This is a genomic window from Anaerolineae bacterium (assembly GCA_014360855.1).
Classification (GTDB): Bacteria; Chloroflexota; Anaerolineae; order JACIWP01; family JACIWP01; genus JACIWP01.
Window position 1 is genome coordinate 15,987 of sequence record JACIWP010000003.1, and the last position, 12,132, is coordinate 28,118.

The following is a 12,132-nucleotide window of genomic DNA, read 5'->3' on the forward strand; positions in this document are numbered from 1 at the left end:
GGGGTCTTGTTTTTTTCCATCCCGGCCGAGGTACGATGCCATGAGACCGTGTCGTCCAACTGCATACATACTGCTCGCCCTGTTCATCGCCGTCAGCATGTTCCTGCCGGCCGCCGGCACGCTCCTCGCCGCCGGCCCATCCGACGCCGAACAGGCCCTTGTCCAGGCCCGGCTGACCGGAGCGGACCTCGCCCTGAACTGGCTGGCCGGCCAGCAGAACGCTGACGGAGGCTTCGGCCCCGCCGGCACGTCCGACTGGCTCTCCACGACAACCGCCCTGCAGGCGTTCCTGGCCCGCGGGCGCGACGCCAGCCTCCTGCGCACGCCGGCCGGCTTCTCGCCGGCCGACTACCTGGCCGCCCAGGCGCCTGCCCTGCCGGCCGATCCCTTCGCCTATGCCCACTACATCCTGGCCAGCGTCGCGCTCGGCGAGGACCCGCGGGCGTTTGCCGGCCAGAACTGGGTCACGCGCCTGACCTCTGCCATGCTCTCCAGCGGCCAGTTCCCCAGCTACCTGGCGCCGGCGGTCGAGGCCCAATATACCGCCATCCTCGCCCTGCGGGCCGCCTATCAGCCTGTGCCGGCCGCCGCGGCTAATTGGTTGAAGGGCGCCGTGCGGTCCGACGGTGGCTGGGGAAGCACGCCGTCCGATGCGAGCAGTCCCTATTACACCGGCCTGGCACTGCATGCGCTGATCCTGGCCGGCGAGCCGGCGTCATCCACCGTCATCCAGCAGGGGGTGAACTACCTGCGCACGCATCAGAACGCCGACAAGGGCTTTGCGATGGCCTATCCGGGTCCCTCTGACCCGCGCGCCACTGCCGCGGCCATCCTCGGCCTGACCGCCGCCGGCCAGCCGCTCTATGCCTCCCCGTGGAGCTCCGCCGGCCAGTCGCCCTTCAGCGCCCTGCTCGACATGCAGGCCGGCGACGGCGCCTTCATGAATCCCGGCGCCCAAGCCGATATCTCCGCCACAGCCGCCGGCGTGCGCGGTCTGCTGGGCAAGCCGGCGGTGCCCCGTCACGCGCGGCTCGCCGCCGTGCGCGCCGTCGAATGGCTCCATACCCAGCAGGCGGCGGACGGCGGCTTCGGCGCCGCCAACTCCACCGCCAGCGCCGTCTACGTCATCGCCCGCGCCGGCCAGGACCCCGACAGCGCGGCCTGGAGCCGCGGCGGCACCAGCGCCCTACGCGCCCTGGAATTGGCCCTGCCCTCGTACGTACAGGGCGCCGGCAACCGCGTGGCGGAGGCCGGCAAGGCCGCCATGGCCGCCGTCGAGGCCGGCCGCTCCGCCCGCTCCTTCGGCGGGTTTGACCTGGTGCACATCATCCGGGGCTACTACAACCCGCTCAGCGGCCGCTACTACCAGACCTGGCTGTACCGTCACAATCTCGCGGTGTTGGGGCTGGTGGCCGCCGGCGACCCCGTGCCGGACGGCGCCCGCCAGACGCTGGTGCAGGACCAGCATGCCACCGGCGGCTGGGGCTGGGCCTTCGGCTCGGGGAATCCCGATGTGGACTCCACCGGCTTCACCATGTATACCCTCGTCGCCGTGGGAGAGCCGGCCGACAGCACGGCCCTGGCGCGCGCCGCGGCCTATCTGCGCGATATCCAGTTCTCCGATGGCTCATTCCCGGCCATCGCGGCCAACACCGCCGGCAACTCCAACTCCACCGCGCTGGCCCTGCAGGGCCTGATTGCCGCCGGCGTGGATCCCTGGCAGGCGCCGTACGCGCGGCTGAACGCCGCCGGCGCTATCATCACCCCGCTCGACGCCCTGCTAGCCTTCCAGGAAGACAGCGGCGCCTTCGTGTACATGTTCTCCCTGCCCGAGAGCCGCATGTTGGCCGTCTTCGATGCGGTGCCGGCGCTCATGCTCGCCGCGCCGCCGGCGCCCATCCAGCTCGGGCAGGCCCAGCTCCGCCAGACCGCCGGCGGCCCCCTGCTGATCATCCCCTTCGAGGGGGATGGCAATGCCAACAGCGCGGTGAGCGTGCGGGTGCGGCATGGCGCCGGCGGCTGGTCCGATCCCCTGCCGGTAACCCGCACGGCGGTGAATTTCACCGTCCGCCTGCCCGCCGGCCAGGAAATGGAGATAGAAATCACGGCGTCAGACCCGGACGGTGCCAATGGCTTCACCAGCCAGACCCTGCGGTATCAGCCGGTGCAACTGCCCCTGATACTGCGGGCTCATTGATTGTTATATCAGGGTTGTATGCTTTGCGCCTGGATGCCGGCCGGCAACGTAATGGGCGCCAAGGCAGGAATATCATCTTGACAATGAAGGGAGAAGGGCACGATGAAAAGACAGGTCTTGCGAATGGCGGCGGTTCTCCTGCTGGCGGTACTGCTGGGCAGTCTGTTGATCGGCACGGCGGTAGCCCAGGGCAGTACCAAGCGCGTGGGGCTTGTGGTGCGCTTCGGTGACGGCACCCAGCATCTCGAAGTAGTGACGGTGCCGGCCAGCGCCACAGTGCTCGACGTCCTGAACGCTTCGGCGCTGGACGTCGAGACCAAGGATTACGGCGGCGGCTTTGTGGCCCTCTGCCGCATCAACGCCTTCGGCTGTCCGGCGGATGACTGCTTCTGCCAGGCGGAATCCTGGGCCTTCTGGCTCCTGAATGCCAGCGGCACCGATTGGGACATGGCCCCCACCGGCATCGCGGCCTACACGCCGGCCGACCGGGAGGTGATCGGCTTCTCCTGGACCGGCTGGGACGAGAACTGGAACCCGCTGGTCAAGCCGCCGGTATACACCTTTGAACAGCTCGAGCCGCCGGCGGAAATCCCGGAGCCGGCGACCCTGGCCTTGCTGGGAAGCGGTCTGCTGGCCCTGGGGGGCTATGTCGGACTGCGCCGGCGGGCGCGCTGAGAATCGCCTGCTCGCGGCCTGGGGGCGTTCGGCCTCTGCCCCCAGGCCGGCATGACACAAGATGGGGGGATTCATGCACAGACAAACGCCTGGTTGGGGAAATCATAGACGGCGGATTTGGGGCCTTCTGCTGACATGTCTGCTGACGCTCAGCGCCGTATTCGCCGGCGCCCAGCCCGCGCAGGCGAACGGCCCGAACCGCGCCGGCCTGGTAGTGCGCTTCGGCAACGGCTCTGTCTGGAGCGGATGCATCACCTTCTCCGAACCCCAAATCACCGGCCTGGAGCTCCTGCGCCGCTCCGGCCTGAGCCTCATTATTGAGGAAGGCGGTATGTACGGCGGCGCGGTCTGCAAGATCGGCTCCGACGGCTGTGATTTCCCCTACACAAGCTGTTTCTGTCAGTGCGAGGGCGCGGACTGCCTGTACTGGGCCTATTACCACTGGCAAAACGGCGCTTGGCAGTATTCCAATGTCGGCGCCGGCAACTACTGGGTGCGCCCCGGCGACGTGGAAGGATGGGCCTGGGGCTCGGGCACCTACGGCGTGAACGGCGCCCTGCCGCCGGCAGTGACCTTTGACCAGGTCTGCCCCCCGCCGGCGACGAATACCCCGACGCCGCTTCCAACGGCCACCTGGACGCCGACGCCGCTGTCCACTTCCACACCGACCCGCGCCCCCACCCCAACACCCGGGCCGGCCAGCATCGAGTTCTGGGCGGACCGCACGGAGATACCCGCCGGCCAATGCCTGAACCTGGGCTGGCGTGTGCGCAATGTGCAAGCGGTGTACCTTAATGACCAGGGCGTCATCGGTGAAGAGATCCGCCAGGTCTGCCCGGTGAGCGATACCACTTACGTCCTGCGGGTAGTCACGTTCGAAGGCGAGGAGTTCCGCCGCATTGACGTGCGCGTCCTGCCGGCGACCGCCACGCCATCCGCCACCGCGACCCCGACGAGCGGCGCTAGCCAGTTCCCCACCATGCCGCCAGTCACAGCCACCGAGCCAACGCTGACGCCCACCGGCACGCCAACACCCCCAGCGCCGACATCCACCGCCACGCACACGCCGGCCGCGCTGGCCATGGTCGGTTCGCTTCCGCCCACCACGCCGCCACCGCCGGCCGCGGCAGTGCCCCAGCCGACCCCACCGGCGCCCCACACCCCCAGGGTATGGGCGCGCGCCGGCGAAGCGCCGGCACCGCGCGGCGCGACACCCCCCACCGCTTCGCCGGCCGAGGCGCCTGGCCCGCACTGGGGCGAGTATGGGGTGTTTGCCGGCGTGGCGTCCCTCCTGGCCGCACTGGCGGCCTGGGCCATCCGCCGGCAGAGCGCGTGAGGTGCGCATGCGTCAGGATTACCATCCGCTGGCCTGGCTGGCCTGGGCGACTGCCGCGGCTGTTGTCGCGCTGATGACCCTCAACCCGCTGTACCTGACCCTGCTGGGGCTGGCCGTGCTGGCCAGCTATCGGGTCATCAGCCTGCGCTCGCCCACTGCGCGGCAGTGGGGCGCCTTCCTGAAGGCCGGCCTCCTGATCTGGGCCATCACCATCCCCTTCAACGCCTTAATGTCCCATTATGGGCGCTATGTGCTGTTCCGCCTGCCGGCCGACTGGCCCCTGATTGGCGGCGCCATCACGCTGGAGGCCGTCGCCTATGGGTTCGCCCGCGGGCTGAGCCTGGTCCTGCTGTTGATGATATTCGCCACATTCAACTCCGCAGTGGATACCGCCAGGCTCCTGCGGCGCATGCCGGCCTTCCTGTACCTGGCCGGCATGATCACCTCCATCGCCCTGGCCTTTGTCCCCCAGATGATCAGCGCCCTGCAAGAAATCCGCGAGGCCCAGCGCGTGCGCGGCCACCGCTTCCGCACCATCCGCGACCTCCTGCCGCTCATCATGCCCCTGCTGACCACCGGCCTGGAGCGCGCCATGCAGCTCGCGGAGTCCATGGAAGCGCGCGGTTTTGGCGGCTCCGCCGCCTCCATCAGCCGCCTGCTGGATCACACCCTGAAGGGGATGACGCTGGCCGGCTTATTGGCAGTGCTGGCCGGCCTGTTCGCCCGCAGTTACTGGTCCCGGCAGGCCTGGATCGGGATCCTGCTCACCGCCGGCGGCCTCCTGCTCATGGCCGCGGCCTTCTGGGTGCAGGGCCGGCGGGTGCGGCGCACCCGCTACCGCCATGATTTGTGGCTGTCGCGCGATACGCTCATGGTGGCGAGCAGTGTCGCGGCCGCGGCCGGCGTCCTGATCGCCCGGGCGCTGAACCGCGCCGCGCTGTTCTATTACCCTTACCCGCCCTACTCCGTCTGGCCGACGTTCGACTGGCGCCTGGGCCTGCTGTATGCGCTGTTCATGGCGCCGGCGTGGCTCCTCCCATCGGCCCGCACTGCCCAGCCAGACCAATATCCTCTTCCGAGGGAACCGCTGTGATCCACTTCCGGCGCGTCTCCTACTGGTACCCGGACAGCCCAGAACCTGTCCTGCGCGATGTGACCTTCGACATCGAGGAGGGGGAATTTGTGCTGGTCATCGGGCCGTCCGGCTCCGGCAAATCCACCCTCCTGCGCTGTATCAACGGCATGATCCCGCATTTCTACGGCGGGACATTCGCCGGCGCGGTGCGGGTGGCCGGCCTGGACCCGGTCGAGCTTGGCCCAAAGGGCATGGCCCACCTGGTCGGATTCGTGCTCCAGGACCCGGAGGCCCAGTTCGTCGTCGACACGGTGGAGGACGAGCTGGCCTTCGCCATGGAGAACCAGGGGCTGTCCATGACCCTCATGCGCAAGCGCATCGAGGAGGTCCTGGACCAGTTGAGCATCGCGCACCTGCGGCACCGCCGGATTTCGAGCCTGTCCGGCGGGGAAAAACAGCGCGTCGCCATCGCCTCGGTGCTGACCCTTCAGCCCAAGGTCTTGGTGCTGGATGAGCCGACCTCCCAGCTCGATCCGCAGGCGGCCGAGGAAGTGCTGACCGTCCTGCAGAAGCTGAACGAGGACCTGGGGCTGACCATTCTGCTGTCGGAGCATCGACTGGAGCGGGTAGCGCAGTACGCCGACCGCATCCTGTGGGTGCCGGCGCCCGGACAGCCGCCGGCCCTGGGCGCGCCGGCCGAGATCCTCGCGCGGGTGGACCTGACGCCCCCGCTGATCACCCTGGCCAAGGCAATGGGATGGCACCCCCTCCCGCTGACCATCAAACAGGCGCGGCCCTTTGCCCGGCGCGCCGGCCTGGTCGGACAACCCTCTCTCCAGGATGAGGAGTCCGTGATCCGCCGGCGGGCGCCCAACGCCCTCCCGCAGGACAGCCTGACCGTGGACATGCGGGATGTGTGGTACGCCTACTCCGGCACGGACCAGCCGGCCCTGCGCGGCATCCACCTCCAGGTCCATCAGGGAGAATTCCTGGCTCTGATGGGCCGCAATGGTTCGGGCAAGTCTACTTTGCTGAAGCATATCATTGGCCTGCTTCAGCCCCAGCGGGGGCAGGTGCTGGTCGCCGGCCGCGATACCCGCCGGCACAGCGTGGAAGAGCTGGCGCGCTTCGTGGGCTACGTGCCCCAAAACCCCGGCGCGCTCCTGTTCCAGGACACCCTGCGGGATGAGCTGGAATTCACCCTGCGCAATCACGGCATGCCCCTGCGCGATTACACCCCCCTGATACGGGCGTTGGGGCTGGAGCCGCATCTCGAGCGCTATCCGCGCGACCTCAGCGTGGGAGAGCGACAGCGCGCTGCCCTGGCGGCCATCCTGGTAGTGGAACCACCGCTCATCCTGCTCGATGAGCCGACCCGCGGCCTGGATTATCCCCAGAAGCGCTCCCTGGCCGGCTTTCTCAAGGACCAGAAAGCCCAGGGCCGGACGATCATTATGAGCACCCATGATGTGGAGCTGGTGGCGGAATGCGCGGACCGCGTCGTCATACTAGGAGAAGGGGAGGTCATCGTAGATGGGCCGGCGCGCAAGGTGATGACCAGCTCCATGATCTTCTCCTCCCAGGTGAACAAGCTCCTGCGGGATGACCGTTTCCTGACGGTGGAAGATGTGCTGGCCGGCATGCCGCCGGCGGAGGTCGGCCGATGAGGCGGATCGGCTGGATGAACGCTCTCATCATCCTGGCGGCCAGTGCCGTAGGCGTCACCGCGTTCCTTTACCCCTTCTTCACGCTGTCGCCGGACCAGCAGATGGCCGGCCTGGCCGCCCACGCTCACGCCAATGATGCTCCCCTGGTGCTCATCATCCTGGTGGTCTTCTGCCTGGGCGCCATCCTGGCCAACCTGGGAAGCGGCCAGATGAACTCCAAAATGGTGGCGGTGCTGGGCGTGCTGGTGGCCATGAATGCGGTCCTGCGCGCCATCCCCGGGCCGGGCGGGTTCTCGGCCGTCTTCTTTCTCCCCATCCTCTGCGGCTATGCGTACGGGGGCGCGTTCGGCTTTCTGCTGGGGGCGCTCTCCCTGCTGGTCTCAGCGCTGATGGGCGGCGGGGTGGGTCCGTGGCTGCCGTATCAAATGTTTACCGCCGGCTGGGTCGGGCTGACATCCGCCTGGATCCCGGACCTGCGCCGGCTGGGCCGGCTGGAAAACATCCTGCTGGCGGTATGGGGCGCTGTGCTGGGGATGATCTTCGGGGCCATCATGAACATCTGGTTCTGGCCGTTCGTCATGCCGCCGGCCGGGGATACCAGCATGTACTGGAGCGCCGGCCTGGGACTGCGCGAAACGCTGGAGCGCTACGCGGTGTTTTACGTGGCGACCTCTTTATGGTGGGACCTGGGCCGCGCCGGCGGCAACGCCCTGCTCATCCTGCTGTTTGGGCCGGCGGTGCTCAAGGTCCTGCGCCGCTTCCAGGCACGCTTCCGGTTTCATATCGTGCCGGCGGTGGAGCACGCCGGCATGGAACCCCGCTAGCCGGCGAGCGAAAGACAGCTCGTTCCCCATTCTCCCCTGCCTGCAGACTGTGCTATATTTCGTCACCTGTGGTATAATGCATTCCGCAAGACACCTGTTCCACCGAAGCACACCCTCGAAGAAATCGGACGGCAGGACGAGGCACAACCGCTATGGACCAGTTCGTACATCTGCATGTGCATACGGAGTTCTCCCTGCTGGACGGGCTGGCCCGCACCAAGGACCTCTGCCGGCGCGCCGCCGAGCTGGGCATGCCGGCCATCGCTATGACCGACCACGGCAACATGTACGCTACCATCCAGTTTTACCGCGACGCCAAGGCCGCCGGCATCAAGCCCATCATCGGCTGCGAGATGTACATCGCCCCCCGCCGCATGTGCGACCGCGACCCCAACCTGGATCGCCGGCCCTTCCACCTTGTCCTCCTGGCGGAGAACCAGACAGGGTATCAAAACCTGCTGAAGATCGCCTCGGCCGCCCAACTGGAGGGCTTTTACTACCAGCCGCGCGTGGACAAGGAATTCTTGGCGGCCCATGCGGAGGGCCTCATCGCCCTATCCGCCTGCGGCTCCGGAGAGGTCCCCCGCTTGCTCATCGAGGAACAGCCGGATGCTGCCCGGCGCGCCGCGGCCTGGTACCGCGAGGTCTTCGGCAGGGACAACTTCTTCATCGAACTGCAGGACCACGAGATACCCGACCTGCGCCGCATTACCCCTCAGCTTATCGAACTGGCGCGTGAGCTGGATATCCCGCTGGTGGCCACCAACGACGTCCATTACGTGCGGCGCGAGGACGCCGGCGCCCACGATATCCTGCTCTGCATCCAGACCGGCGCCACCGTGCGCGATACCAACCGCATCCGCATGAGCGACGAGGGGTATTACCTTAAGTCATATGAAGAAATGGCGGAGCTGTTCGGGGAGCTACCCGAGGCCCTGCGCAACACCCTCTGGATCGCGGAGCGCTGTGAGGTCAACCTGGACTCTAACGGCTACCATCTGCCGCGCTTCGATGTGCCGCCGGAATACCCCGATGCCCAGAGCTATCTGCGCGCCCTGGTGGAGGAGGGCATCCGCCGGCTCTATCCCGAAATCACCCCCCAAATCCGAGCGCGCGTCGACTATGAGCTGGACGTCATCCATCAGATGGGATTCGACACCTACTTCCTGATCGTGTGGGACCTGTGCCGCGCCTCGAAAGAGCGCGACATCTGGTGGAACGTGCGCGGCTCGGGCGCGGCCAGCATCGTCGCCTATGCCCTGGGCATCACCAAGCTGGACCCCCTGCGCCATGACCTGGTGTTCGAGCGCTTCTTGAACCCCGGCCGCGTCACCATGCCCGACATCGACCTGGACTTCCCGGACGACCGTCGGGCGGAGATGATCCAGTACACCATCGAAAAGTACGGCCGCGACCACGTGGCGCAGATCATCACCTTCGGGACGCTCGGGGCGCGCGCGGCCATCCGCGACGTCGGGCGTGCCATGGACATTGACCTGGGCGTGGTGAACCAGATCGCCAAACTGGTGCCCGAAGGCCCCAAGGTCACCATCGAGAAGGCTCTACAAGCAAGTGAGGAACTGCGCCAGCGGTATGAGTCCGACCCCAAGGTGCGCGAACTGCTGGATGCGGCGCGCAGTGTGGAGGGGTTGGCGCGCCACGCTTCCACCCATGCCGCCGGCGTCATCATCTCCGACAAGCCGCTGGTGCACTACACCCCCCTGCACCGCCCAACCAGCGATTCCAGCGATACCCAATGCCCCACCACCCAGTTCCCCATGGAAATCCTGGAGAGCATCGGCCTGCTCAAGGTGGACTTCCTGGGGCTGGCGACGCTCACCCTCATGCGGCGGGCCTGCGAGCTGATCGAGAAGAACCACGGCATCAAACTGGACCTTGACACCATCCCCATGGAGGATGAAAAGGCCTTCCAACTGCTCTCCTCCGGCGATGTGACCGGCATCTTCCAGGTGGAGTCCGCCGGCATGCGCCGGGTGCTGACCACTATGCGCCCCACCAAGTTCGAGCACATCGTGGCTACCGTCGCCCTCTACCGCCCCGGCCCTATGGAATACATTGACACCTACATCCGCCGCATGCACGGCGAGGAAGAGGTCACCTACAAGCATCCTCTGCTGGAGCCCATCCTCGGCGAGACGTACGGTATCATCGTCTATCAGGAGCAGATCATCCGCATCCTGACCGACCTGGCCGGCTATACCGCCAGCGAGGCCGACCTGCTCCGCCGCGCCGTAGGCAAGAAGAAAGAGGAAGTGCTGGTCAAGCACCGCGAGCTGTTCATCGAGGGATGCAAGAAGCACAGCGGCATTGACGAGGACGTGGCGGACGCCATTTACAGCGACATCCTCTACTTCGCCCGCTACGGCTTCAACAAGGCCCATGCCGCCGACTACGCCATGATCACCTGCCAGACGGCGTACCTGAAGGCCCATTATCCGGTGGAGTACATGACCGCCCTGCTGACCGTGGAGCGCCACAACACGGAGAAGGTGGGCATGCTGGTGGGGGAATGCCGGCGCATGGGCATCGAAATCCTGCCGCCGGACATCAACCGCAGTCAGTCCGATTTCGCCATCGAGGGGAACGCCATTCGCTTTGGCCTGAGCGCCATCAAAAACGTGGGCGAAGGGGCGGTGGAGCTGATCCTGCAGGAACGGGAGGCCGGCGGCCCCTTCAAGGACCTGGCTGATTTCTGCCGGCGCGTCGACCTGCGCCAGCTCAACAAGCGCGTCCTGGAATGCCTCATCAAAGCCGGCGCGCTGGACTGCTTCGGCCCGCGCCACCAGGTGCTGGCCGCGCTCGACCGCATTATGGCCGAAAGCTCCGCCTATCACCAGGCCCGGCAAATTGGCCAGATGAGCATGTTCGACCTGGCGCCGGCCTTCGGCGAGATGCTGAACGGCTCCCTCCTCTGCCCGCTGGAAGATGCTCCGCCCATCGAACGCAAACAGCTCCTGGCCTGGGAGAAAGAGCTGATAGGGGTGTACATCTCCGAACATCCTCTGCATAAGCTGGCCCAGGAACTGCCAGGCATCTCCATTACCTGGTCCAGCGCCATCACGGAGAAGTTGGCCGGCCAGACCATCTGGCTCGCCGGCATCGTCACCGAAGTGCGCCGCATCATCGCCCGCTCCCAGAAACCGATGGCCTTCGTGCGCATGGAGGACCTGCAGGGCTCCTTCGAGCTGGTCGTCTTCCCGCGCCTGTTCCAGGAGACGGAATCCCTCTGGACGGAGGACCGCCTGCTGTTGGTACGGGCGAAGGTGGAACAACAGGAGGGCCGGCTGAGCCTCATCTGCGAATCCGTGCGCGAGAACTTTGTCAAGGTCAAGCTGGAGGGCGAGGAAGAGCCGGCGGAGATCGGCGGAGGCCCAGCGGCGGGATGGGCGGAGAAGCCCACCTCTCCAGCCCCGGCACCGCGCCGGCCGCGCGTCCTGCATATCCGCTTCCGGCGCACCGGCGATTACGAGCGCGATGTGGGCCGGCTGAACCAAATCTACCAGCTTCTGCAATCCTTCGAGGGGGATGACCGCTGTGTCATCCACGTGCAGGACGGCCAGCAGTGCACGGTGCTGGAATTCCCCAACCTCGGCACCCGTTACTGCCCGCAACTGCAGGAGCGCCTGCGCGGCATCGGAAACGTCAATGATATCTGGGTGGACTCGTACATCGTCTATCCGTGAGAGTACCGCATGCCGGGGGAACACATCATCTATCATGAGTTGATCGAGGCCCTGCGCCAGCCGGCCTGCCCCATCTGCCGGCTGTGCGAGCGGGCCGTGGCGCAGTACCTCGATGCGGTGCTCTACGAACAGGTGAACGCCCCCTCTTTTCGGGACAAATTCCGCGAGGCCATAGGTTTTTGCGCCCAGCATGCCGCGGCATTGGCCGGCGCCGGCCGTGCCCTGGGGATCGCCATCCTGTATCAGGACATCCTGGGGACCCTCCTCCAGCATGCAAAGCGCCGGCCCTCATCCGAGGAATGGCGGGCGCTGCTCACCGGGCACGGCGCCTGCCCGGCCTGCCAGCAATACCTCGCCATGGAACATGCCTACCTGGGCGCGTGTGCGGAATACCTGGAAAAGGAGACTTTCCGCGCCGCGCTGGAAGCATCGGACGGCCTATGCCTGGCGCATCTCGGCGCCCTGCTCGGTTATCCGATGAACGAGGACACCGCCCAATTCCTGATCACCCACCATCTGCGCCGTTGGGAAGAATTGGACCAGGAACTGAGGGAATTCATCCGCAAGAACGACTACCGCTTCCGCGATGAGGCCTTTGGCCCCGAGGGAGATTCCTGGCAGCGAGCGCTCCAGCAGCTCACGACGGGAAGGGAT

General features: G+C 66.7%; 8 protein-coding genes. All 8 read left to right on the forward strand.

All coding sequences use genetic code 11. From position 1 onward, the window contains the following. Positions 1–40 precede the first annotated feature (40 nt). Positions 41–2,197, forward strand: a complete 2,157-nt coding sequence (locus H5T60_00415; protein ID MBC7240896.1) for a hypothetical protein — start codon at positions 41–43, stop codon at positions 2,195–2,197. Positions 2,198–2,299: 102 nt separating this feature from the next. Continuing rightward, positions 2,300–2,872 carry a PEP-CTERM sorting domain-containing protein gene (locus H5T60_00420; protein ID MBC7240897.1) on the forward strand — a complete coding sequence of 191 codons (573 nt, stop codon included), beginning with the start codon at positions 2,300–2,302 and terminating at the stop codon, positions 2,870–2,872. A 73-nt stretch (positions 2,873–2,945) separates the two neighbouring features. Next, positions 2,946–4,208: a hypothetical protein gene (locus tag H5T60_00425; GenBank protein MBC7240898.1), complete on the forward strand. Its 1,263-nt coding sequence runs from the start codon at positions 2,946–2,948 to the stop codon at positions 4,206–4,208. Between the two features lie 7 nt (positions 4,209–4,215). Next, positions 4,216–5,301: an energy-coupling factor transporter transmembrane protein EcfT gene (locus H5T60_00430; protein ID MBC7240899.1), complete on the forward strand. Its 1,086-nt coding sequence runs from the start codon at positions 4,216–4,218 to the stop codon at positions 5,299–5,301. Next, positions 5,298–6,950, forward strand: coding sequence for an ABC transporter ATP-binding protein (locus tag H5T60_00435; GenBank protein ID MBC7240900.1), 1,653 nt, complete (start codon positions 5,298–5,300; stop codon positions 6,948–6,950). Before H5T60_00430 ends, H5T60_00435 begins: the two co-directional genes overlap by 4 nt. Further along, on the forward strand, positions 6,947–7,774 hold the full coding sequence (locus H5T60_00440; protein MBC7240901.1) for an ECF transporter S component: 828 nt from the start codon (positions 6,947–6,949) through the stop codon (positions 7,772–7,774). Before H5T60_00435 ends, H5T60_00440 begins: the two co-directional genes overlap by 4 nt. A 152-nt stretch (positions 7,775–7,926) precedes the next feature. Then, positions 7,927–11,478, forward strand: coding sequence for a DNA polymerase III subunit alpha (locus tag H5T60_00445; protein MBC7240902.1), 3,552 nt, complete (start codon positions 7,927–7,929; stop codon positions 11,476–11,478). 9 nt (positions 11,479–11,487) lie between these two features. Further along, a partial coding sequence (locus H5T60_00450) for a hypothetical protein (protein MBC7240903.1) occupies positions 11,488–12,132 on the forward strand: 645 nt, incomplete at its 3' end.